At 48.8% G+C, this 25971-nt stretch carries 15 protein-coding genes; 8 read left to right on the top strand and 7 right to left on the bottom strand.

The features are described from left to right. The first annotated feature begins 145 nt into the window (after positions 1-145). The 4 genes from C4H11_RS05055 to C4H11_RS05040 all read left to right on the top strand — a co-directional run bounded on the left by C4H11_RS05055 (position 146) and on the right by C4H11_RS05040 (position 9070). The gene (locus C4H11_RS05055; RefSeq protein WP_106040724.1) at positions 146-1033 is read left to right on the top strand and encodes a carbohydrate kinase family protein; all 888 of its coding nucleotides are present in this window, start codon (positions 146-148) and stop codon (positions 1031-1033) included. 195 nt (positions 1034-1228) lie between these two features. Further along, positions 1229-3982, top strand: coding sequence for a substrate-binding domain-containing protein (locus C4H11_RS05050; RefSeq protein WP_106040723.1), 2754 nt, complete (start codon positions 1229-1231; stop codon positions 3980-3982). A gap of 177 nt (positions 3983-4159) precedes the next feature. Continuing rightward, positions 4160-7450, top strand: a complete 3291-nt coding sequence (locus C4H11_RS05045) for a SusC/RagA family TonB-linked outer membrane protein (RefSeq protein ID WP_106040722.1) — start codon at positions 4160-4162, stop codon at positions 7448-7450. A gap of 54 nt (positions 7451-7504) precedes the next feature. Further along, positions 7505-9070, top strand: a complete 1566-nt coding sequence (locus C4H11_RS05040) for a RagB/SusD family nutrient uptake outer membrane protein (RefSeq protein WP_106040721.1) — start codon at positions 7505-7507, stop codon at positions 9068-9070. A gap of 179 nt (positions 9071-9249) precedes the next feature. Here the strand turns inward: C4H11_RS05040 and C4H11_RS05035 are convergent, their stop codons facing one another. The 5 genes from C4H11_RS05035 to C4H11_RS05015 form a co-directional block, all read right to left on the bottom strand. After that, a complete protein-coding gene (locus C4H11_RS05035) occupies positions 9250-9741 on the bottom strand; it encodes a DUF4625 domain-containing protein (RefSeq protein WP_106040720.1) in 492 nt (163 codons plus the stop codon). After that, entirely contained in the window at positions 9738-11894 is a 2157-nt protein-coding gene (locus C4H11_RS05030) for a TonB-dependent receptor (protein ID WP_106040719.1), read from the bottom strand. Before C4H11_RS05030 ends, C4H11_RS05035 begins: the two co-directional genes overlap by 4 nt. A gap of 172 nt (positions 11895-12066) precedes the next feature. Further along, a complete protein-coding gene (locus tag C4H11_RS05025) occupies positions 12067-12408 on the bottom strand; it encodes a hypothetical protein (RefSeq protein ID WP_106040718.1) in 342 nt (113 codons plus the stop codon). Positions 12409-12688: 280 nt separating this feature from the next. Next, positions 12689-16252, bottom strand: a complete 3564-nt coding sequence (gene nifJ, locus C4H11_RS05020; RefSeq protein WP_106040717.1) for a pyruvate:ferredoxin (flavodoxin) oxidoreductase — start codon at positions 16250-16252, stop codon at positions 12689-12691. A gap of 32 nt (positions 16253-16284) precedes the next feature. Continuing rightward, on the bottom strand, positions 16285-17463 hold the full coding sequence (locus C4H11_RS05015) for an ATP-binding protein (RefSeq protein ID WP_106040716.1): 1179 nt from the start codon (positions 17461-17463) through the stop codon (positions 16285-16287). 127 nt (positions 17464-17590) lie between these two features. Here C4H11_RS05015 and C4H11_RS05010 point away from each other — a divergent pair, with 127 nt between their 5' ends. Further along, entirely contained in the window at positions 17591-18769 is a 1179-nt protein-coding gene (locus C4H11_RS05010) for a hypothetical protein (RefSeq protein ID WP_106040715.1), read from the top strand. A 17-nt stretch (positions 18770-18786) separates the two neighbouring features. Here C4H11_RS05010 and C4H11_RS05005 read toward each other — a convergent pair whose 3' ends face one another. Beyond that, positions 18787-20268: a glycoside hydrolase family 10 protein gene (locus C4H11_RS05005; RefSeq protein WP_106040714.1), complete on the bottom strand. Its 1482-nt coding sequence runs from the start codon at positions 20266-20268 to the stop codon at positions 18787-18789. A gap of 105 nt (positions 20269-20373) precedes the next feature. Between C4H11_RS05005 and C4H11_RS05000 the strand changes: the two genes are divergently transcribed. From C4H11_RS05000 to C4H11_RS04990, 3 genes are read left to right on the top strand one after another with little or no spacing between them, the layout of a single operon-like run. Next, on the top strand, positions 20374-21804 hold the full coding sequence (locus tag C4H11_RS05000; RefSeq protein ID WP_106040713.1) for a carbon starvation CstA family protein: 1431 nt from the start codon (positions 20374-20376) through the stop codon (positions 21802-21804). Next, complete coding sequence (locus C4H11_RS04995) at positions 21804-22019, top strand: hypothetical protein (RefSeq protein WP_106040712.1); 216 nt, start codon at positions 21804-21806, stop codon at positions 22017-22019. The genes C4H11_RS05000 and C4H11_RS04995 overlap by 1 nt, the downstream gene beginning before the upstream one ends. Before the next feature lie 27 nt (positions 22020-22046). Continuing rightward, entirely contained in the window at positions 22047-22535 is a 489-nt protein-coding gene (locus tag C4H11_RS04990) for a hypothetical protein (protein WP_106040711.1), read from the top strand. A 125-nt stretch (positions 22536-22660) separates the two neighbouring features. On the opposite strand, the gene uvrA is transcribed toward C4H11_RS04990, so the two are convergent. Further along, entirely contained in the window at positions 22661-25456 is a 2796-nt protein-coding gene (uvrA, locus tag C4H11_RS04985) for an excinuclease ABC subunit UvrA (RefSeq protein ID WP_106040710.1), read from the bottom strand. Positions 25457-25971: the final 515 nt, after the last annotated feature.

The raw sequence follows: 25971 nt of genomic DNA, 5'->3' as shown, positions 1-25971 counted from the left end.
GGTATCTAAGTATACGACTGAGGTACCCTAAGTATACGACTTAGACCCCCTAAGTATACTACTTAGCTACCATCGATTTAGGATTGATTCCGCCACTCTCTTGAAAAGGATTGCAGAAAGTCTAATTTATTAAAGAATAATTACCATGAATGAAATTATCGTAGGAATGGGAGAGGCTTTGTGGGACTGCCTTCCCGAAGGAAAGAAGATAGGCGGTGCTCCGGCCAATTTTGCTTATCATGTATCGCAGTTCGGTTTCGACAGCCGCGTGGTCAGTGCCGTAGGCGCCGATGCAGACGGAGATGAGATTTTGAAAGTTTTTGCTCAAAAAGGGCTGCGTACCCAGATAGAGCGGGTGCCTTATCCTACGGGCACGGTTCAGGTGACGCTCGATGCCGTGGGCGTGCCTTGTTATGAAATAAAAGAGGGCGTGGCTTGGGATAATATTCCTTTCACTGAGGAGTTGAAGCGTTTGGCATTGAGCACCCGTGCGGTATGCTTCGGCTCTTTGGCGCAACGCAGCGTGGTGAGCCGCACCAGCATCAACCGTTTTCTGGATGCCATGCCCGATATGGACGGACACCTGAAGATATTCGATATCAACTTGCGTCAGGGATTCTATACGAAAGAGATACTTTGCGAGTCCATGCGCCGTTGCAATGTGCTTAAGATAAACGATGAGGAGTTGGTGACCATCAGCCGTATCTTCGGCTATCCGGGCATCGATCTGCAAGACAAATGCTGGATTCTGCTGGCCAAATACAATCTGAAGATGTTAATTCTGACGTGCGGAACGAACGGAAGCTATGTGTTTACTCCCGGAGTCGTGTCTTTTCAGGAAACGCCGAAAGTGACGGTTGCCGATACCGTGGGTGCCGGCGACTCGTTTACGGCAGCCTTTACCGCTGCCATCCTGAGTGGGAAGCCCGTGCCCGAGGCGCATAAGCTGGCAGTGGAGGTTTCGGCGTATGTATGTACGCAGAGCGGTGCCATGCCGGAATTGCCTCATATTTATAAGGACAGACTGGGGTAAGACGGACAGTGCCTGCAGGAAGAAGAATCCCTGCAACGGGAATAAAAGTCTTTTGAGGGGAATTTAGAAACTGTTTTGATTTTCTTTTTAAGTTTTATCAGCACTTTCTATAAAATCAAAACAGTTTCTAAAACAGGCTTTTAATATCGTTTTTTTGCTTATCTTTGTTCATTTGCAATCTTAAATCGAAAAAAGATGAAAAAGCATGCCCTTTGGACTTTATTCCTTTTATTCCTCCTTGGAGGAGTGGCGGTTTCCTGTTCGCGCCGCGAAGCGCGTTTCCGCATCGGTGTTTCGCAATGCAGCGACGATGAGTGGCGAAGGCAGATGAACAATGAGATTCTTCGCGAAGCCCGTTTCTATGACAACGTGGAGGTGGAGATACGTACTTCGAAAGACAATAATACTTGGCAGGAAGCGGATATCCGCCATTTCATTAATGGGAAGGTGGATTTGCTGATTGTTGCTCCCAATGAAGCCCGTTCCATTACGCCGGTCGTGGAGGAAGCCTACAATTGCGGGATTCCCGTCATATTGGTAGACCGCAAGATTTCCTCCGACAAATATACGGCATACGTCGGGGCCGACAACTATGCAATCGGCAAGGAGGTGGGAGCTTACATCGGCAATCTGCTGCATGGTGAGGGCACGGTGGTGGAAATCACGGGACTGTCGGGCTCCACCCCGGCCATCGAACGGCACGAAGGGTTTCTGGACGGCATCGCTGCTTATCCCGGCATCCGGTTGCTGGAAAGTGTGGACGGCGCTTGGTTGCATGGACAAGCAGGTGAGAAGATGGAGACCCTGCTCGATCGTTTTCTTCACGTCGATGCCGTTTTTGCCCAAAACGACCGTATGGCCTCCGGGGCTTATGAAGCCGCCCTCCGCCGGCATCGCGCAGAGGAGATGCGTTTCATAGGCATCGATGCCTTGCCCGGCGAGCACTATGGCCTGGAAGATATTCTGGCAGGCCGGCTGACGGCTTCTTTCATCTATCCGACAGGGGGCGACCGGGTTGTACAGATTGCCATGGATATATTGCAAGGGAGGAAATTTCCCCGTGAGACGATATTGGGAACGTCCGTTGTCGATGTCTCCAACGCGGCTGTCATGAAAATGCAGACGGCACACATCGGCACGCTGGACGGAAAGATAGAGGTGCTGAACGGTGAGATAGGTCGTTTTCTTAATCTATATGACACGCAGAGGGTCGTTCTATACGGTAGTCTGACGGCTCTTCTGTTATTGGTAGGCTTGTTGGTTGCCGTTTATCTTGCTTTGCGTGCCAAGAACCGGATGAACCGTGAACTGTCCATGCAGAAAAAGAAACTGGAGGAGCAGAGAACCCGGCTGATACAACAGAAAGAACAATTGGAAATGCAGAAGTCGCAATTGGAACAGCTCTCTCGCGAGCTGGAAGAGGCTACGCATGCCAAGCTTGTTTTCTTCACCAACGTTTCGCACGATTTCCGCACTCCGCTGACTCTGATTGCCGACCCCATAGAGCAGCTTATGGCCGATGGTTCCATCAGCGAACCGTCTCGCCGTCTTCTGGAGCTGATGAAGAAGAACGTGCATATCCTGCTTCGGCTGGTGAACCAGATACTTGATTTCCGTAAGGTGGAAAACGGACGTATGGAGCTTCATCTCGAACCTTTTGATTTAGTGGCTGCCTTTCGCGGATGGAACGACTCTTTCCGCATGGCGTTGTTGAAGAAACATATCGCTTTCAGCTTCGAGGCGTCTCCCGATGTGGATTTCCGGATGATGGCGGATGCGGAGAAGATGGAGCGCATCTATTTCAACCTCTTCTCCAATGCGGTGAAGTATACGCCGGAGAATGGGAAAATCGGCATACGGCTGTCGGCAACGGAGCAGCATTACAGTTTATCCGTATTCAATTCGGGGAGCTACATCTCGTCGTCCGAGGTGGAAACCATCTTCGAGCGCTTTTATCAGGTGGGCGGACATCAGGCGGGTACCGGCATCGGGCTTGCGCTGGTGCATGCTTTTGTGGGGATGCATGGCGGAAGCATCGCTGCGCATAGTGACGAAAAAGGCACCACGTTTACTGTCACATTTCCCCGGCAAGCCATTCCCGATCATCATCCTGCTGCGATGGCCTTGCCTGCCGAGGAAGTTGCGTCTGTCTTGATAAATGCGGAAGTGGCGGTGGCAGACGAGTCCATCGAGGCTGATATGCCCATTGTGCTTATCATCGATGACAATGTGGATATTCGCGGTTATATCAGGTCATTATTGTCCAAGGAATATCGGGTGCTGGAGGCGGCGGATGGAGCCGAAGGAATCCGTCTGGCCATGAAGTATGTGCCCGACGTTATCGTTTCGGATGTAATGATGCCCGGCATGGATGGGGTGGAGTGTTGCCGTCGTTTGAAGAGCGAGATGCAGACATGCCACATTCCGGTGATTCTGCTCACGGCCTGTTCGTTGGACGAGCAGCGCATCCAGGGATATGACGGTGGCGCCGACGCTTATATCTCCAAGCCTTTCAACTCTCGGTTGCTGTTGTCGCGTATCCATAACTTGATAGCCAACCGGCGTCAGTTAAAGCAGATTTTCGGAGATAACCGCTCTGTTGAACGTGAAGCCGTCAGCGACATGGATAAGGACTTTGTTTCCCGCTTCAAAGCATTAGTGGAGGAACGGATGCAAGACGCGGAGCTCAATGTGGAGGACTTGGGGCGTGAGATGGGCATGAGCCGCGTGCAGCTTTATCGTAAGTTGAAATCGCTCACCAATTATTCGCCCAACGAGTTTTTACGCCGGATGAGGCTGCGGAAAGCTGCGTCTTTGCTCGCTTCGTCTGACATGACAGTGGCCGAAATAGGCTATGAGGTGGGATTCTCATCGCCGTCTTATTTTACAAAATGTTATAAGGAGGAGTTTGGCGAAAGCCCCACCGATTTCCTGAAGAGGAAGGGATAGGACGAGATGAGAGAGACTACGTTTGCGCTTAAATGTGCTTTTGCTTTTATTATACTTTTGTTATACTTTTGTTCTTGATTTTATTGTTTATTTGAATGAGAGAGTATATTTTTGCAATTAATATACCTATTTGAACTAAATGTATGTGTTATTATAAATTCTAAAACGAAGAAAAGCATGAAGAAAAAGGCGCTAATGTTATTGGCTTGTTTTTTCCTAAGTATGGGATTGGCAATGGCCCAGACATCCAAAATTTCCGGAATTGTTATTTCCGAGGAAGACGGCGAACCTGTAATCGGAGCATCCGTATTAGTAAAAGGAACATCGATGGGGGCTGTTACGAATATGGATGGGGAGTTTGTGATTGATAAAATACCCGCTTCCGCCAAGGTTCTGGTTATATCTTATATCGGTATGAAAACGCAGGAAGTAGGGGTGAAACCTTTCTTAAAGATTATATTGCAAAACGATGCCACACAGTTGGATGAGGTGCTTGTGACAGTGGCTTATGGCAGTGCTAAAAAATCGTCGCTCACCGGAGCTATTTCTACTGTGAGTGAAAAGATGATTGAGGCACGACCTGTTTCTTCGGTAACATCGGCCTTGGAAGGGAATACCTCCGGCATACAAGTGAACAGTACGATGGGAGCGCCGGGCACAGACCCCAGCATTCGCATTCGGGGTATCGGAACTGTAAATGGAAGCAGTTCTCCGCTTTATGTGGTGGATGGAGCTCCTTATGGTGGGAGCGTATCGGATCTTAATCCGTCCGACATAGAGAATATCTCGGTACTGAAAGACGCCGCCTCGGCAGCACTCTACGGCAACCGTGCCTCCAATGGTGTCATCCTGATTACTACCAAGAAAGGAACAGGTGGTAAATTGAGCTTCGACCTTAAAATCAATCAGGGAACTTATACGCGGGGCATAAAGGAATATAAGCGTACCAATGTCCAGCAATTCATGGAGGCTTTTTGGCAAAATGTGAAAAACAGTCAGATGTCCTCTGTCGGTATGAGTGCCGAAGAAGCCTCTCGATATGCCACTGAGAAATTGATACCCGACTACCTTTATCTGAATATTTTTAATAAACCGGACAACGGACTGTTCGATGACAAGGGGAAACTGATTGCCGGTGCGGAGATATTGCCGGGCTATGCGGGCGATCTCGACTGGTACGATCAGGCTATTCGCAATGGGCACAGGCAAGAATATATTTTCAGTGGAAGCGCCTCTAACGAGAAAGGCAATTACTATTTTTCTTTAGGTTATTTGGACGAAGAGGGGTATGTGAAGAATTCGGACTTCGATCGCCTTTCGGCCCGTCTTTCAGTAAACATTTCTCCTAAAAAATGGTTTAATGCCGGACTGAACTTGAATGTCACGCATCAGAACTTTTCCAACACGAGCGGCACGGATAGCGATGATGTGAAAAACTTTACCAATGTATTCAATTACTGTAGAAACATTGCTCCCATCTATCCGGTGCATTTGCACCGAACCGACGGGGCTTATATGACCGATGAGAATGGAAATAAGCTGTATGACCCCGGACATTATAGCGTTTTGGGTGAAGATGGCAATGAGATACAATTTCCTACACGTAATCAGAATGTGGATAGGCATGTGATTTGGGAGAATGAACTGAACCGGAACAAGACGATACGTAACACGATCAATGCCACTGCAAATGTGGATTTGAAGTTCTTGAAAGATTTCACGTTTTCATTGAAAGGAAACATGAGTTTAAGAAATTCGGATAATAAAACATATAACAGTGCCGTCATCGGAGACGGAAAGGGTGTGGGGCGCGGCAAGCGTATATCTTATAGATACAAGAACTATACTTTCCAGCAACAGTTGCGTTGGCTGCACGATTTCAACGGGCACACGGTGGATGTGCTGTTGGGACATGAAAATTATTCCAACAACTATGATTATTTGTATGGATATAAGATTAAAGAGACCTTTCCCGGCATGGACAATCTTTCTAACTTTGCGGAACCGACAAGTCTGACAAGTTATGAAAACAACTATCGGACAGAAAGCTATTTGGGACGAGTACGCTACAATTGGCAAGACAAATATAACCTGGAAGCCTCTTTCAGGCGCGATGGCTCTTCACGCTTTCATAAAAACAGCCGTTGGGGAAATTTCGGTAGTGTGGGCGCTAACTGGTTGATTAGCCGCGAAGAGTTCATGAAACCGTTGGCGTGGGTAAACAATCTCAAGCTACGAGCCAACTACGGGCAGGTGGGAAATGATTCCGGTTCGGGCTATTATGCTTTCATGAGCCTTTATTCAAGTGCGGTGTATCATGGGCAAGGCGCCTATTATCTTTCGCAATTGGAAGCTACCAATTTGAAATGGGAAACAGGCGAGGCTTTCGGGTTTGCTTTGGAAGGAAGATTATTCGACCGTTGGAATCTGGCTTTGGAATATTTTGACAAACGGAACAAAGATTTGATTTTCGATGTTTATCAGCCGCTCTCGGCCGGTGCCACAAGTTCGGATGCGGCAGAGAGTGTCATAACTCAGAATCTGGGAACCATCTCTAACAGGGGATGGGAATTTTCGACCGATGTGGACGTATATCGCAATAAGAATTGGACTGTCAATATAGGAACCAATGCCACATTTATCAAAAACAAAGTGATAAAACTGCCTGAACAGAATAAGGGCGGCATAGAGACGGGGAGTTATAAAATCGTCGAGGGAAAAAGCCGTTATGAGTTTTATACTTATACATTCGAGGGGGTAGACAGACTGACCGGAAACTCTCTGTATAAGCCGAATTTAGAAAACTACTTCCTGACCATGCCCGACGGAACCGTATTGGGCAACAAGCGGGAGGGTGCAACGGACATCACACAATATTCCACTGTCATTAATGGCAAACCTTACGTCAACAATATTACTTATGCCGGCAAAGAGTTTCACGGGTCGGCGCTTCCCGTGGTCTATGGAAGTTTTCAAGGCAGTGTGGGCTACAAGTCACTGACTTTCTCCATGCTGTTTACTTATCAATTGGGCGGCAAGATGATGGACGGGGTCTATCAATCGTTGATGAGTTCTTTGGGAACTCCGACAAGCTATCATGTGGATGTAATGAGGTCGTGGAACGGTGTGCCCGAAGGAATGACGGAAACGGCAACCGACCGTATTGACAGGGATGGTATTCCGCAAATAAACTATGACCTCAGTACGGATAATAACCGCATATCTTCACGTTTTCTTACTTCTTCCGACTATTTGGTTCTGAAGAATATAAATCTGTCGTACCGGTTGCCGAAAGCTTGGGTGAAGAAGATTGATTTGCAGGATGTGGGTGTCAGCGTTACTTGTGAAAATCTTTTCACTCTTACGGCACGCCAAGGCATGAATCCGCAACAAACTTTCAGCGGTTCGCAAGGCAACTATTTGGTAACGCCGCGTGTATTCACTGTGGGGCTGAACATTAAGTTGTGACGCAGAGACTGAAGAAAAAGAAAAAAGAGTTTTTACTGTAAAACATAAAGAACTATGAAGCTTACAAATTATATATATATCATGGGCATGGCATTGTTATGCGGTTCGTGTGCAAGTGACTACCTGGATGTTGTACCCGAGAGTTCTGCCGGGAAAGTGACTATTTTTGAATCTGTTGAGAATGCAAGGTTGGCCATCAATGGAATAGGACGCATGATGTATCGGCAGTATATCAGCACGCAAGGGTTTAATGGTGAAGGGGCCATTAAGACTCTCTATGGAAACTACCCGGGGAATGACTTTCAGAAATGTAATCTGACCGGTTGGCAAAAGTCTATCAATTCAGGGCACGTATTGAATAACACCATCCATCATGACTACTTTCCTTGGTATTACTATTATAAATTGATAGGAAATGCAAATTCTGTTGTTTTGAATATCGATGCAGCTACAGGTAAAGTTGCCGATAAACAGTTTATTAAAGCACAGGCGCTTACGGTGCGTGCGTATGCTTATACCATGTTGTCGCAGCTCTATTGCAGCCGTTGGCAAGACAGTAACAATGGTGCCACTCGCGGTCTGCCGCTCCGCTTGGACGAAAGCACGGGTGACCTTGCCCCTTCCACGTTGACCGAGGTCTATTCCTGCATTTATAAGGATTTGGATGATGCCATAGCTTTATATACTTCGAGTAAACAGGATAGGAGTGACGTTTATACGCTTAATCTTGATGTTGCCTATTGTGTGTATGCTCGTGCGGCTTTGGTGCGCGAGGATTGGAAGACGGCATCACAATATGCTTCGTTGGCGCGGAAGAACTATCCGTTGATGAGCGTTGACCAGTATAAGAATAGTGGTTTCAACGCTCCTAATAAGGAGTGGATATGGTGTAGCGATGGTTCTAAGATTCAATCGCTTCACTATTATGGCTTTTTTGCTTATCAAGGCAGCAATGCCAATACCAGTATTTGTCGCACCCATCCTTGTGCCATCAGCAAAGAGTTGTATGAACAAATTCCGGAAACAGACATTCGTCGTAGCATGTTTCTTGCTCCGGTCAAGGGAGATGGTATAAAAGACTATTCCTTGCGTGTCACCAAAGGTTCGTTATACAATCGCGCCAAGAAAGATTATGGGGCCAAGTTGTATTCCACCTCTTATATCTTCCCTTATATGCAATTTAAGTTTCAGTGTGCCGAAGATTACTATGGTTGTGGCGATGTCAATCATTTTCGGGCTTCGGAAATGTATCTGATAGAAGCTGAAGCTTATTGTCATCTGAACGAAGAGGGAAAAGTGCGCGACTTACTGAAAGAGTTGATTAAAGACAGTGGGCGCAACCCCGAATATGTCTGCACCAAAAGCGGGGATGAACTGCTGGCGGAAGTCAGACTTTATCGTCGCATAGAATTGTGGGGAGAGGGGTTCGATTGGTTTGATTATAAGCGTTGGAAATTGCCGAGGGTGCGTAAAACGTCAGAACAAGGGGGAAGTTTCAAGAGTAATTTTGCCGGAACTCTTCAACCTTCGGACGCCAATGGCTGGACTTGGGTATATCCTTACAAAGAGACTGCTTATAACGGGGCTTTCTCTACCGGGCCGGATATGAAGGAACAGTAAGTCTCTGAAAGAATAAGACGGAGGAAAGAAATATATAAGGCTGTGAAAGCCTTTATGATTTGTTTTGAGGCGCGGATTGTGCGGAATTTTCATGGATGTTGTTGATTGAATCCATGTTAATCCGCATAATCCGCGTCTGATATTTTGTCATCGTGCAAGAAATGACATCTCTTCACTCGTTATTGATGCTCGTGCTCATGCTCATGAGGTTTGGCTGTAGTGCTGAGCTTGATGTTGCGCCAAGTGCGGCTTTCGTTTTTTGCGGCATCCGTGCAGTATATCATCAGATGATAATCGCCCGGCGTTGCATTGGCGGGGATTACGATGTCATGGTTGTGCACATGGTGATTTTTCAGGCCTTTGGCGTCATCGTACACTTTGTTGAAAGAGAAAGGCACAGTCTCGCCGGCAGCCTTGGTCTTTCCGTCATGTCCGTGATGGTCGAAGTTGTTGTGTATCTCTATCTTGTAAGATTCCAGTGCAACATCGTCATACAAATCCATCTCAAGGTGTACGCCGTGTTCGCCGCCTATCAACAGCTCATCTCCCTCTTCGGGCTCGGCCAGTTTGATGACCGGCGGAGTTACGTCGCCTTTGTCGTCCTTGTCACAAGCAGAAAAACATACACCGGTAAAAAAGCAGATTGCGGAAATAAATAATTTTGTTTTCATTTTAAAATTCGTTTAAATGGTACTTTAATAAATAATTGGAAGTTACGTCCCGGTTCCGGAATTTCAACCTTCCTATAAAAACTGAGATGATTGTAGTATTTCGTATTCAAGATATTTTGGGCGCTAAAAGAACATTCTATCGCTGTACCCCCTATCGGCAGGCGAAAGCTTCCGCCCAACTGCAACAGATTGGCTCCGGAGGTGGAATCTTCATTTCGCGCAATGCAGTTCTGCGCAAAGATGTTGCGGCATTCTACATACAGCTCATAGTTTTTCTTGCGCCACGTCAGTACATTGCGTACGGAAGCAGGTGGAGAGAAGCTTAATGCCGTATGGTCGTCACGGTTGTTGGTGTATACATACTCGCCGGCGCACCGGTAGTTCAACTTGGGTAGGAGGTCAATGCTGACAATGGCTTCACCGCCCATCAGAACAGCTCTTGCACCGGTGTAGCGATAAATCTGTCCCGCATGCGGCAAGGCAGACCATTCGCCTGTAGGCTGCAAATAGATAAAGTTGTTGAACCGGGCGGCAAAAGGAGACAAGCTGATATGTATATTCTTATAAGTTAACTCATAAGAGGCGTCCAGCTGCCACCCATGCTCGGAGGAGAGTGAGGCATCACCCTGCTCATGGCGAAAGGTGCCGTGATGCACGCCGTTGGAAGCCAGTTCGTTGGCTCCCGGCAACCGGAAACTGCGACCGATATTCATTTTCAGCAGATGCATGTCAGAGGGACTCCACACGATGCCTATCGAGCAAGAATAATCTCCGAAATTGCGCTTTACCGGATAGCTGCGCCATTTATATCCATCTATCTTGTCGGTCGGATAACCTTGTTCTTGGAGATATTCCTCCAGATACGGGTCTTGATACGGAGTGATATCTGTATTTCCGTAATCGTAGCGTATTCCTCCGCTGATGGAGAGCCGGTTGTCGGGACGCCACGTGGAAAGCCAGAACCCCCCGATGGTGAACCGCCGGTATGCGGGCAACAGGAACGAATAGCCGCCGATGGTATTCTTTTGTCTTTGCACGTCCCACCCCAGCGTATGTTCCCACGAAGAAGAACGGACAACGCGCAGTTTCAACGAACCGCTCAACGTATGCAGGCGGAACGCCAACTCCTTGTCCGGATCTTTTTCCGGTATCGGCTGTGCCCCATAGTGCGTATGGAAAGAGCTCCATTCTTCACGATGGTTGAGCTGGTATCCCAAGTCGCCGGAAAGTATCATCCCGTTCAGGACATACTGCTGATGTGTGCTTGCCTTGAAGTGGTTCACCCAACTGTAGGGCAACTCGATGTTCCTGCTGTTACCGTCGTCTTGCAGACGTGCGACATCCGGAATGCCATGCGCTCCGGGGTAGAATCCCATCTTTTGGTAGGCATTGCTCACGGAGTAATCCGATCGATATCTCTTCCTCCTGTAGGAGGTAAAGATATTTGCATTGCGTTCGAGGCCTGCCGTATTCTTGAGCTTACGGTCATATACAGGCATCAGATGAGTCAAGTAAACAACCGTATCGGTGGGCACACGATAATCGCCGAAGTGTTTCTCAGAAAAACGAACCTTCACGAACCAAGCGTCTTTCTTCAGACCCAACATCAGCGATCCGCCCAACGTTCCGTTCACGGATTTGCCTATAAGTGCAATTTCTCCCATAAGTCGATTTTCAGCCGGAATGCCTGCCGGAAGAATTTCGATGGTACCTCCCATTGCGTCACTTCCATACAGAAGCGATGCCGGTCCTTTTCGTATCTGCACTTCTTCTACATTGAAGGCATCAATCTCCAGTCCGTGGTCGGCACCCCATTGCTGGCCTTCTTGTTTTATCCCATTTTCGGATACGGCGATGCGGTTGAATCCCAGTCCTCTGATCATAGGCTTGGAGACCCCCATACCGATATCCATTGAATGGACACCGGGAATATGTCCGATTGTTTGCGCCAGATTACCGGTGAAGTGCTTATTCAGAAAATCTTTCCTAAGCACATCAATGGTAAGTGCAGTCCTTTTATTCCGTGCCCGGCTGTATGTTTCCGTCACCACAACCTCGGACAGAGATATGTTTCTGACGGAATCGACAGTCTGCGGATGGACCGATGAAACAATAAAACTTCCCAGCGCACCCAGAATATATCTGATACGCATAAAAATCAATCATTCTTAGTAAGTTTGTAAGAGGATATTGATGCCATTTCCCTTTTGGGAAAGAATGGCTTACGGGCAAGTTTGGAGTCGTCTTAAATCAACACTTGAGGAAGCGTCGGCCCACACATTAAAGAAGCCGAATCGGTAGAGAATTGCATCACCGACAGCTGCTTCAGACTGCCCATAGGTATGATATAGGGGCAGTGGGCGGAGCACGCAGATGATAAGGATATGGAATGGTCGGACAATCCTTATCGGTTGCATAAATGGGTTGATAATTAAAAAAGGATAGATATATATGAATCTGAAACGATTCGGCTTGCGTAAAGGGGGAGAGCATGAAATGACAAATGGCACAGTCATCCGAGGTGTGCGAATGTGTCTCTCCGGAATGACAAGCAGAGATCTCTGCTTCCGAATGATGGAAGTGGAGGGCTTTGACTGCAAAGAAAGGCATGAGTGTCAGCAATAACAGCCATGCAACAAAAACCTTGTTTTTTCTCTTTCTCTCCATTCGTCTATTGGTTAAGCCGAAAGCAAAGGTACGGATTGTTGCTCTAATGGTGTAAAACTTGGTGTTGCTTTCTTGCTCCCGCTAACTGTTTTTTAGTTTTTTTATGCTGTCTACCGGTTTTTTCATGATTTCGGGCACTTCTTTACTTCCAAGTGTCATGCCAATGACCCGCATATGGTGATAATTCCTGGATATAGGAGCCTTTGTTATGGCAAATAGAGGCTGCATCCCATTCATTTCAATCGGGAGCAGCCTCTATTCTTTAGTTCAACAATCCTATTTATTCGGTCACTTCAGCGCCCCAATTGCTTTTGGACAAGCGCTTGTAGCTGTTGTAGCGCCATTTGGCATTGTCTTCGGCAGCTTGGAACAGTTCTGCGGCTTCCGCAGGATATTGTTTCATTACCGATGAGTAGCGAACCTCGTTCTTCAGGAAGTCTTGGAAACCGCTCCAATCAGGCTCTTTGCTGTCCAGCGTGAAGGGGTTCTTACCCTCGGCTTCCAGTGACGGGTTGTAGCGCCACAGGTGCCAGTAACCGCACTTCACGGCCTTTTCTTCTTCGGCCTGGCTCTTACCCATACCGGCCTTCAGACCGTGGTTGATACACGGAGCGTAGGCGATGATGAGCGACGGGCCGGGATATGCCTCTGCCTCGCGGATGGCCTTCAATGTCTGGGCCTGGTCGGCACCCATGGCAATCTGGGCAACATATACGTATCCGTAAGTAGTGGCCATCAAGCCGAGGTCTTTCTTGCGCACGCGCTTGCCGGAAGCGGCGAACTTGGCGATGGCACCCACCGGAGTGGCTTTGGAAGATTGGCCGCCCGTATTGGAGTAAACCTCCGTATCGAGAACGAGGATGTTAACGTCCTTTCCGGAGGCGATGACGTGGTCGAGACCGCCGTAGCCGATGTCGTACGAAGCGCCGTCACCGCCGATAATCCACTGGCTGCGTTTAACGAGGTATTGCGTCAAACCTTTCAGTTCCTTGCATACGGAGCAATCAGCGATAGCGATGCCGTCATTGATTACTTGTTCGAGTTGCGGAGCCAGTTCCTTGGTCTTGTCGGCATCGAACATGTTGTCGATCCATGTCTGCATCAGTTCTTTGGCGTCGGCAGGCGTGTGCTCGTTTTCGATGGCTTGATTGAACAGCTTCACGATACGTGCACGCATCTTCTCGTTGGCAAGTTCCATGCCCAGACCGAACTCGCAGAAGTCTTCGAACAAAGAGTTGGCCCATGCCGGACCATGACCTTTTTCGTTCTTTGTATAAGGAGTAGAAGGCACGGAACCGGAGTAGATGGAAGAACATCCCGTGGCGTTGGCCACCATCTCGCGGTCGCCGAACAACTGGGTAATCAGCTTGACGTACGGAGTCTCACCGCAGCCGGCACATGCCCCGGAGAACTCGAACAACGGAGTGGCGAACTGCGAGTTCTTCACATTGGCCTTGATGTCCACCAGGTGTTGCTTGCTCTTCACGTTTTCTGCGCAGTAGGTCCAGTTGTCGGCTTCGGACAGTTGACTTTCGAGGTGCTTCATCGTCAGTGCCTTGCCGCCCTTCTTCGGGTTGCCCGGACAAACGTCGGCGCAGTTGCCGCATCCCAGACAGTCCAGCACATCCACTTGGATGCGGAACGTCATGTTCTCGAAGGTCTTTCCTACGGCTTTCAGTTGAGTGAAGTTTGCGCCTTTCTGTTCCTCTTCGTCAAGCACGAACGGACGGATGGAGGCATGAGGACAGACGTAGGCACATTTGTTACACTGGATGCAGTTCTCCGCATTCCATTCGGGGACGAATGCTGCCACACCGCGCTTTTCGTATTTGGCGGTTCCTTGATGCCAAGTACCGTCTTCGATGCCTTTGAATGCAGATACCGGCAGCAAGTCGCCGTCTTGCGCGTTGATGGGGCGAACCACTTCGTTGATGAAGACCGGGTCGTTGTTCTCCGCTTTGACATCATCCGGCAGGTTGGCCCAGGCCGGGTCGACGGTCAGCTGCTTGTACTCGCCACCGCGGTCGACGGCTGCATAGTTCTTGTTCACCACATCTTCGCCCTTCTTACCGTATGACTTCACGATGAACTTCTTCATTTGCTCTACGGCCAACTCCACCGGAATGACGCCTGTGATGCGGAAGAAAGCCGACTGAAGAATGGTGTTGGTGCGGTTGCCCAACCCGATTTCCTGTGCAATCTGCGTGGCATTGATGTAGTAAACGGTGATATTGTTCTGGGCGAAGTATTTCTTCACCCTATTGGAAAGGTTCTTTGCCAGCTCTTCGCCCTCCCAGATGGTGTTCAGCAGGAACGAACCGTTCTTGCGCAAGCCGCGTGTCACGTCATACATGTGCAGGTAGGCCTGAACGTGGCAAGCCACGAAGTTGGGCGTATTTACTAAATAGGTAGAACGAATCGGAGTGTCGCCGAAGCGCAGGTGCGAGCAAGTGAAACCGCCAGACTTCTTGGAGTCGTATGAGAAGTAAGCCTGACAGTGCTTGTCCGTATTGTCGCCGATAATCTTCACGGAGTTCTTGTTGGCGCCCACCGTACCGTCGGCACCCAAACCGTAGAACTTGGCCTCGAACATGCCTGCGCCGCCCAGTGCGATTTCTTCTTCCTGGGGTAGGGAAGTGAACGTCACGTCGTCTACAATGCCGATGGTGAAATGATTCTTCGGCATGGGCATCGCCAAGTTCTTGTACACGGCAATGATTTGTGCAGGAGTAGTGTCCTTAGAGCCCAGACCATAGCGGCCGCCTACGATGACCGGAGCATCCTTCGTGCCATAGAAGCAGTCTTTGACGTCGAGGTATAAGGGTTCGCCGTTGGCGCCCGGCTCCTTGGTACGGTCCAGTACGGCAATCTTCTTGGCAGTCTTGGGCACTGCCGCAAGGAAGTGCTTGGCCGAGAACGGACGATACAGATGGACGGCAACCAAACCTACCTTTTCTCCATTGGCGGTGAGGTGGTCGATGGCTTCGCGTGCGGCTTCCGTCACAGAGCCCATGGCGATGATGACACGCTCGGCGTCTTCTGCACCGTAGTAGTCGAACAGACCGTATTTGCGGCCGGTAATCTTGGAAATCTCGTTCATGTATGCTTCCACGATGGCGGGAACTTCCGTGTAGTAGTTGTTACACGACTCGCGGTGCTGGAAGAAGTGGTCGGGGTTCTCAGCCATACCGCGGGCCACCGGATTCATCGGATTCAATGCGCGTGCGCGGAACTCGGCCAAAGCTTCTTGGTCGATAAGCGGAGCGAGGTCTTCGTTCTCCAGCATTTCAATCTTCTGGATTTCGTGCGAGGTGCGGAAGCCGTCGAAGAAGTTGACGAACGGCACGCGACTTTTCAAAGTAGAGAGGTGAGCCACACCCGCCAAGTCCATTACTTCCTGTACGGAACCTTCTGCCAGCATGGCAAAGCCGGTTTGACGGGCAGACATCACGTCTTGGTGGTCGCCGAAGATACACAGCGCATGGCTTGCCAAAGTACGTGCCGATACGTGGAATACGCAAGGCAGAAATTCACCGGCAATTTTGTACATGTTCGGAATCATCAGCAACAGACCCTGCGAGGCGGTATACGTAGTGGTCAGTGCTCCTGCTTGCAAAGAACCGTGAACGGCACCTGCGGCACCGCCTTCTGATTGCATTTCTTGCACCAAAACTGTTTCGCCGAAGATATTCTTGCGACCTGCGGCAGCCCATTCGTCTACGTATTCAGCCATCGTAGAAGAGGGGGTGATAGGATAAATAGCGGCTACTTCTGAGAACATATACGAGATATGTGCAGCAGCTTGATTTCCATCACAAGTAATGAATTTCTTTTGTTTAGTCATAACTAATTTATTTATTAAGTGAAAAAATACTATTAATATAAGAAGCCAAACAGCCAAAGAGGTATTTGGTTGCCCCGGCCTATTTCAGCTTTATGCAGAACGTACGTTACCCCCGGATTATTTTTTATTTTCATTCCTTCCAGGCAGATCTTAAAGGGCATCACTTCATCTACCATGAACGACATGTTCTTGTCTCCTTTGTTCACTTTGTGGTCTTTCCACATGGTGTTTGCAAAAAATGTATCTAATACGTCTTGTTCTTCCACCTTGACGGGGTAGATGGAATACATCAAGTTTGAATTGTGCATCATTATCTTAGAAGGCTTCTTGGGAAATTCTTCTTCTTTGGGATACAACATGTTGATGAGACGTGCATCTGCCAAATATTTGATGTAGTTCATCACAGTGGCGCGTGAGGTCTGTATGTCGTTTGCCAGTTGACTGACATTCGGTGCTTTCGGTCCGTCTACGGCCAGCAGGTATAGCAGTTTCTTTATCTTTGAAAGATATTTCAGCTCTATTTGCTTAATCAGCAAAATATCTACCTCCACCATCATGTTCATGGTTTTAAGCAGATTCTCCGAGAAGTTCCGTTTTTCGAGAAAGAAAGGGTAGAACCCATGGTGCATATAGTCTTGAAGATAGTCCAGCGGATGCACTTTGGAAAGAATGCCTTTGGCTATCTGTTCATGGTTACTCAGAATTTCTTCCAGCGTATAGGCCCGGAACTTCATGCCTGTTTGCAGGTTCAAGTACTCCCGGAATGAAAATCCACGGAGGTTGTAGCTCTTGACAATATCGCGCAACTCAAGGTTTTCTTCTTTCAGTCTCATCACGGACGAACCGGTGAATACGATCTTCAGATGAGGGAAGCGGTCATAGCACATGCGCAGCTCCTGACTCCAATCAGGGTACTTGAACACTTGGTCTATCAGCAGCACTTTCCCTCCACGGCGCTGGAACTCGGCGGCAAATTCTACAATGCTGTGTCCGGAGAAGTAGAAGTTGTTCATGTTGATGAAGAGACAAGAGCGATCCGTTCCGAATTTTTCTTTGGCATATTGGAGGAGGAATGTGGTTTTACCGACCCCTCTTGTCCCTTTGATGCCGATAAGACGGTCGTTCCAGTCAATCTCATCCATAAGGTCGCGGCGTACGGGAGCATTGGTATGCTCTACAAGATAAGCGTGTGTACGGTAAAATGCTTCCATGCTTTAAGTTCGGTTTATCAGGCGACAAAGATATTCCTTTTTTATGAAATTGCAAAGTGGAGATGACAAAATATTATATAACTTTGTGCCGTCAAGTAAGCAATGAATAACCAATGAACCATTAAAGATGAAGCTCTACCTGTTCAATCCGGATGCGGATATGGCCTTAGGAAACAATGAGGAGAACTACATGGCACCTGCCGCCATTTGCCGCATGGCTGAAGATTTAGCTCTGCTGCCCGTTTGGTATGCCGAACCGGGCAGTGCGGTATTGGCTCCTTCGGCCTATAACACTGATTTCCTGAAGCAGGTGGAGGAGATGTTCCGGCCGGATGTGAAATTACTGACTTTGCCGGAATTGGCTATCTGTAAAGATGTACAGGTGATGCCTTGGGGATGGAATCCTGCCATTTGTAAGCGTTTGTTGAAAGCCGGAGTTCCTGCATGCAGACTACCCGTGGCAGAGCAGCTTGCCGCCTATCGTCGCCTTTCTTCGCGCGAAAGGGCAATGGAGGTTTTGAAGCACTTTATGTCCTTACAGCCCGAAGGATGTTGCGGTGAATCTCATCGCCTGGCTACTACAGCCGATTGTCGTGAGTTCGTCCTGAAGCACGATGCTTGTGTGCTGAAAATGCCTTGGTCGGGTAGTGGCAAGGGGTTGAATTGGTGTAAGAGCATTTTCACAAAATCCATTGAGGGCTGGTGCGAACGCATCATTAGGGAGCAAGGATTTGTGTCGGGAGAGCCTCTCTATCATAAAGTGGAAGATTTTGCCATGGAATTTTGTTCCGATGGATGCGGCAAGGTTTCTTTTGTGGGGTATTCTTTGTTCTTGACGAATAAAAGCGGGGCGTATAGCGGTAACCTTCTGATGGCTTCGCCGGAGATAGAGAAACGAATGGCAGGATACGTCAGCGGGCAGCTGTTGCACGATGTGCGCAACAGATTGTGCAAGATACTTTCAGAACAATATGGTGCCACCTATCAAGGCTATCTGGGAGTGGATATGATGGTTTGTCTACTGCAGGATGGCCGATATGCTGTTCATCCTTGTGTAGAAGTCAATATGCGGATGAATATGGGGGTGTTTTCTCTCCTTTTTCACGAATACTTTATGGCTTCGGAGCGTACCGGTCTATTCACTATTGAATATTTTCTTTCCAATGAAGCACTACGCAAGCAACATGAACAAGATCGGTTACAACACCCTGTTGTGGTAAAAGACGGGAAATTAGTCTCCGGTTATCTTCCGTTAGTTCCGGTTACGGCGAGAAGCAGCTACCGGGCGTATGTACAGGTCGACTGATGGGGCATCACTTCTGCTTATTGCTTTTCCTTAAGAAACGTTCCGTCAAATAGTGCTGCCTTGCTCTCGTTTCCGCATCGGTCTACTGCCGTCACTGCGAAATACTTCCGGGCAGTCCAAGGGAGGATGGGGGCATAGATAAATTCTGTTTCTTGCACCCGTTGCGCCAGAATGTTTTCCGGATTGTCTGTATCTACGGGATACGTGTCCGAGCCATAGATGACATACGTCGGCGCATTCTGCCGGTCGTTATCGGTAGAAGGTTCCCAATAGAGGCGCAGGTAGCCCTGGGCTAATTGTTCCGTTCGGAGATTGGTGGGAGGGGTAGGCGACATGTTGTCTATCCATGGCATGGCAGGTTGCAGTGCAGGGGCGGTATAGAATTTTTCTTCCAGAACATCATATACTCCTTGCGTGTTGTCCATCAAGTACTTCACCCGATAGTGCGCTTCGCCTTCCAACTTTTGGGCACGTATGAAGTGCATTTGCCGCTCAATTTCATCCAATGTCCAGTTGCCTTCGGCGGGGTCGAGGAAATAGATGCCGAGACCGGGGATGATATGTCGTCCGTTACTCTGTTCTTTCCAGTCGAGAACGAATGGGTAGAAGTGGTTGCCGCGGAAATACTGCATCGGGAAAATCTGATCCTGAATGCCTTCGCCTAACCAACCTTGCACATCCTGGTAGACGGTGTGGTAGGCATTCCACCCACGTGAGGAGTAGCGGGAAGTGTCGCGGTATTTGCCTACGGGCGAGGTACTGACTTTTACCCAAGGCTTCAGCGCTTTCACTTCTTTGTAAATATAGCGCACAATGTCGGTGATGTTGTCTCTGCGCCATTGCGCCAGACTGCGGCCTTTGGAGTATCTTTTGTAGTCATATCCATCGGGAAATCGCGGGGCATTCTCCGGATAGCGCAGATAGTCGAAGTGCACTCCATCCACATCATAGCGCTTCACTACTTCGCGTACGAGGCTCATCAGGTATTCTTTGGTTTGCGGATGTCCGGGGTTGAGGAAATACTCATTCTTATAGGGGACGCATATGGCCGCTTTCTTTTTGGTGACCGACTCTTTGCCCAGAGCCGTTACATGCTTTTTATTACCCAAAGGGATACTCACCATCCAAGCATGGCATTCCATGCCCCGTTTATGGCACTCCTCTATGGCAAAGACCAGCGGGTCGTAGCCGGGGTCTCCTCCTACCTTGCCTGTCAGTATGGAGTTGTAAGGCTCGATGGATGATTGGTAGAGCACATCGCCCCGTGTGCGCGTCTGGAACAGCACGGTGTTGAAGTTGGCGGCTTTCAGCTTGTCCAGTATCTCCACGAGTTCGTCTTGCTGCTTGCGCATTCTTTCGAGCGAGGTGGCACGTGTGCGAGGCCAGTCCAGCCCGTAGACGGCGGTTATCCAAGCGGCACGTACTTCGTGTTTGGGGGGCTGAGCTGCAAGAGGCAGCATAAGCACTACATATAATAAGGTGAAGATTCTTCGTTTCATGCAGGTTCTATATTTTAGCGACGAAGGTAAGCAAAACCTTCGATAATTTTATGCTGTTTATTTAGAAACTGTTACATTTGCACGTATTAAAAAGAGGAATACACCATGATTACATTTACACTTTGCCTGCTGACGTTGATAACCGGCTATGTATTGTACGGTCGCTTTGTGGAGGGTGTCTTTGCTCCTGATGACCGTAGCACACCTGCTTTGACCAAGGCCGATGGTGTGGACTACATGCCTTTGCCTACATGGAAGATCTTTATGATACAATTCCTTAATATTGCGGGGTTAGGACCTATCTTCGGAGCTATTATGGGCGCCAAATTCGGTGTGGCATCCTATCTGTGGATTGTGCTTGGAAGTATCTTTGCCGGTGCCGTGCACGATTACCTTGCCGGCATGCTCTCCATGCGTCATGGAGGTGAGAGCCTGCCCGAAATCATCGGACGTTATTTGGGTGTGGAAACCAAACAGGTGATGCGTGGCTTTACGGTTGTACTGATGATATTGGTGGGAGCGGTGTTCGTGGCAGGACCGGCGGGTCTGCTTGCTAAGTTGACTCCCGATAGTATGGATGCCACCTTCTGGATTATTGTAGTTTTTGCCTACTACATTCTCGCCACTTTGTTGCCTATAGATAAGATTATCGGTAAGATATATCCGTTATTTGCTGTTGCCCTGCTATTCATGGCTGTCGGTATTCTGACGATGCTCTATGTCAACCATCCTGCATTGCCCGAAATCTGGGACGGACTGCAGAACACACATCCCAATGCGGACAAACTGCCTATTTTCCCCATTATGTTCGTCAGTATAGCCTGTGGCGCAATCAGTGGGTTTCATGCCACTCAAAGTCCTTTGATGGCACGTTGTATGACGAGCGAACACCATGGGCGTCCCATATTCTATGGTGCAATGATAACCGAAGGTATCGTCGCTTTGATTTGGGCTGCCGCTGCCACTTATTTCTTTCATCGTCATGGTATGGAAGAGACCAATGCTGCCGTCATCGTAGATGCCATAACGAAGAACTGGTTGGGGGCGATTGGGGGCATATTGGCTGTTCTTGGTGTCATTGCGGCTCCAATCACCAGTGGCGATACCGCTTTTCGTTCGGCACGTCTGATTGTGGCCGATTTTCTGGGAATGGAACAAAAAAGCATACGTCGTCGTTTATATATATGTGTGCCGATGTTTTTGGTGGCTGTCGGGTTGTTGCTTTACAGTCTGCGCGATAAAGACGGCTTCGACATGATCTGGCGGTATTTTGCGTGGGCCAATCAGACTTTGTCTGTTTTCACTTTATGGGCTATCACCGTTTATCTGGTGCGTGAAAAGAAAGGACACTATTATTATGTCACTTACCTTCCGGCATTGTTTATGACGGCAGTGTGTACCACTTATATCTGTATTTCACCCGAAGGGTTAGGCATGGGAGATCAGGTAGTATTGCCCATAGCTTTGTCGGCAGTGGTGATAGCGACTTTGTGGTTTGGCATTTGGCACTTTAGAACAACTAAAAAACTTTGGTGATGAGAAAGATTAAAAAGTCTACCGGACTGATTGGGGCTCTGTTTGTTTATGTCACGATAACAGCGGCTTATTTTCTGCCTCGTAATACGGAGATCAGTGCAACCGAGAAATATGTCACGGTAGCGGCCTCATACGTTATCGTATTGCTGTTGTGGCTGGTTCTTCGCAAAAAGGAGGAGCTGCAAAGAAAAAGAAGAGAAGAAAATAGAAAATGATAACTATTCACTCAAAAAATAATCAAGATGAAAAAGATAGGATTACTTGTTTGTCTGCTTGTTGCTACAGTTGCGGTACAGGCGCAGTTTGAAAAAGGAAAATGGTTTGTAAGCCCGTCTATAACGGGGTTGGATTTGTCGTATGATACCGGAAGGGAGAAATCCTCTTTCGAACTGGAGGCAGAGGGTGGTGCATTTCTTGCAGATAATTTGGCCTTATTGGTGCATGCAGGTGTTTCATGGAATGCGGGAGGTTCTGATGTCGACATCTATACGATGGGTGTGGGTGGGCGTTATTATTTGGATAAAGTCGGTGTGTTCTTGGGAGCCGATGTGAATGCGGATCATTGGAATTGGGGTGACAATCAGGATAAAACAAATATTTCCTTTGGTCTGGAAGCCGGTTATGCGTTTTTCCTCAGCCGTACGGTGACAATTGAGCCTGCCGTTTATTGGAATATAAATGACGACCGTTCCAAGTTTGGCCTGAAGGTGGGATTCGGTTTTTATTTCTAAGCAAACAGCCCTACTTTATAGGGATTCTCGAAAAAGGAAGGGTATATTCCCTTAAGATATTTTTCAGATGCGGATGGCACAGATATAAAATAAAAAGAAAATCTGTGTCATCTGCGTCTAAAGAATCATTTCATACCGTCATGTCGGTCTCCTTGCAGTTTCTCTTGCAGAAACTGTCCAGTATAGCTTGCCGCACATCGGGCCACCTCTTCCGGTGTGCCTGCCGCTACGATGTAGCCGCCTTGGTCTCCGCCTTCCGGGCCGAGGTCTATCACATAATCCGCACACTTCACCACGTCGAGGTTGTGTTCGATGATGAGGATGGAGTGTCCACGGCGTATCAGCGCGTCGAATGCCTCGAGCAGTTTCTTGATGTCGTGGAAGTGCAGACCGGTGGTTGGCTCGTCGAAGATAAAGAGGGTGGGGTCGGCCTTCTCCTGGCTGAGGTAATAGGCCAACTTCACACGTTGATTTTCACCGCCTGATAACGTGGAGGACGATTGCCCCAGCTTGATATATCCCAAACCCACATCTTGAAGGGGTTGCAACTTCTTTACGATTTTCTTCTGCCCATGCTTTGCAAAGAACTCGATGGCTTGGTCGATGGTCATGTTCAGCACGTCGTAGATGTTGACGTCGTGGAACTTCACCTCCAGCGTGTCGGCTTTGAAGCGTTTGCCGTGACACGACTCGCATTCCAGCACAAGGTCGGCCATGAATTGCATCTCCACAGTGATGGTACCTTCGCCCTTACACTCCTCGCAACGTCCTCCCTCGCTGTTGAAGCTGAAATGCCCGGCACTGTAACCCATCTGCTTGGCAAGAGGTTGTTCCGCCCAGAGCTTGCGTATTTCATCGTAAGCCTTGACGTAAGTCACCGGATTGCTTCGTGACGATTTCCCGATAGGGTTCTGGTCTACGAACTCCACATTGCGCAGGTTGCGTAGATCGCCGCTGATGGAGACGAACTCGCCCGGACGTTCGTTGCATTCGTCCAGTTCGCGTTTCAGAGCACGGTAGAAGATGTCGCGTACCAGCGTACTCTTACCCGAACCGCTGACACCTGTCACTACGGTCATTACGTTCAGCGGGAAGCGCACGTCCACTCCTTTCAGGTTGTTTTCACGGGCCCCTTTAATCTCGATATAGTTGTTCCATGGGCGGCGTTGTGCGGGCGTTGGGATGGTTTCTTCACCCAGCAGGTAGCGCACAGTGTAGCTGTTGCTTCCTTTGTGGAGGTCTTTCATATCACCCTGATAGACCACCTCGCCCCCCAAGCGTCCTGCCTTGGGGCCGATGTCGATGATATAGTCCGCCGCGCGGATGATTTCTTCGTCGTGCTCCACAACGACGACCGTATTGCCCAACTGTTGCAGTTGGCGCAGCACGCCGATGAGTTTGTCGGTGTCCCGACTGTGCAGGCCGATGCTCGGTTCGTCGAGGATGTAGAGACTGCCCACCAAACTGCTGCCCAGCGAGGTGGCAAGGTTGATGCGCTGGCTCTCGCCGCCGGACAGCGAGTTGCTCAGGCGGTTCAGTGTGAGATAGCCCAGACCTACGTCGAGCAAGAAGCGGATGCGATTGTTTATTTCCGTCAGCAGACGGCGTGCTACATCGGCATCGTGCGGTTCGAGTTTAAGTTTGTCGAAGAAAAGCTTCAGCTCTGTGATGGGCAGATCCACCAGCTCGGAGATGCTGCGTCCTCCCACTCGCACGTAGTTGGCTTCGGGTTTTAGGCGGGTGCCGTGGCACTTGGGGCAGATGGTCTTGCCACGATAACGTGCCAACATCACGCGGTATTGTATCTTGTATTGGTTCTCCTGCACCATCTTGAAGAAAGCATTGATGCCTTCGAAGTAAGGAGTACCCTCCCAGAGCATCCGGCGTTGTTCGTCAGTCAGTTCGTAGTAGGGAGTGAAGATGGGGAAGCCGGCTTTCTCGGCTCCTCGTATCAACATGTCCCGCCATTCGCCCATCACTTCGCCTCGCCAGCACACCACAGCACCGTCGTAGACGGACAGTGAGCGGTCGGGTACTACCAGATGTTCGTCAATTCCTATCACCTTGCCGAAGCCTTCGCATACCGGACAAGCGCCTACGGGCGAGTTGAAAGAGAACATTTGGTCGTTCGGCTCCTCGAAAGTAATGCCGTCTGCCTCGAACTTGGTGCTGAAGCGGTAAAGGCACGTTGTGCCGTCCGGTTGGTAAAAACGCAGCAGGCAGGCGCCGTCACCCTCGTACATGGCCGTCTCGGCTGAGTCGGTCAGGCGACTGATGGAGTCTTTCTCGGCCGAGGCCGTCATGCGGTCTATCAGCAGGAAAACGGTGTCACCGGCTTTCGGTTGATATTCCTCCATGCGCATCGTTTCGCCGTTCACCTCCAGCCGGGTGAATCCCTGCTTCATGTCCACTTCCAATTGTTGCTGCATGTTTCGGCCTTCGCGTAGCACTACCGGAGCAAGTATGGTATATTTTGTTCCTTCGGGGTATTGTAGCATACATTTTACGATGTCCTCGGTAAAATGTTTCTTCACTTCCTGCCCGCTGACGGGGCTGAGTGTTTTTCCTACTCGTGCGTAGAGCAGCCGCAGGTATTCGTATATCTCTGTGGAGGTACCTACGGTGGAGCGAGGATTGCGGCTACTTACTTTTTGCTCAATGGCGATGGCAGGCGGTATGCCTTTGATGAAGTCGCATTCGGGCTTGCTCATCCGTCCCAAGAACTGGCGGGCGTAGCTGCTCAGGCTCTCCACGTAGCGGCGTTGCCCTTCGGCGTAAAGCGTGTCGAAAGCCAGCGACGACTTACCTGAACCGGACAATCCGGTAATGACTACTAAACGGTTACGTGGAATATCTACATTGATGTTTTTTAGGTTGTTAACGCGCGCGCCTTTGATGGAGATAGAGGTATTTTCTGCCATATAAGAGTCTGTATTAGGTGGATTTCGGACTGCAAAGTTAGTATTTTCCGCTTAAAAGCGTCAAAAGAAAAATAATTAATAACTTGAGGGCATCAGGCCACAATCTCGCAACAAATGGCCATAAAGTTTGGAGACCGATTTAAATTATTGTAATTTTACGCTCGTCGGGACGGGTAGTCCTGCCCCTTGGCGCTGGCCGTTCCTCGACCGATGAGTTTTATAGAGAGAAATAATGCGTGACACAGGTTATTTACACTACCAAAAAAAATCAGCGTGAAGTTCGCTTTTACAAACTTTACGCTGAAATATAGTTTTTAAGGGACGACTACATAGCAACGTAAGCCTCCGGTAAACCACGTATTTTCTGCAACTTCTTCTCGTGTCATCATAAGTTTTATTTTTGGGCACAAAGATATTGGTCGAAGAGATTGCAGAAAATACGTGGTTTACCGGAGGCTTACAAAATTAACTATATAAGTTTGTAAGTACGCTAATAAGTACATATATTTGCAATA

Origin of the sequence: Bacteroides zoogleoformans (genome assembly GCF_002998435.1) — a bacterium.
GTDB classification, from domain to species: domain Bacteria; phylum Bacteroidota; class Bacteroidia; order Bacteroidales; family Bacteroidaceae; genus Bacteroides; species Bacteroides zoogleoformans.
This window is presented reverse-complemented; position numbering and strand designations above follow the sequence as displayed.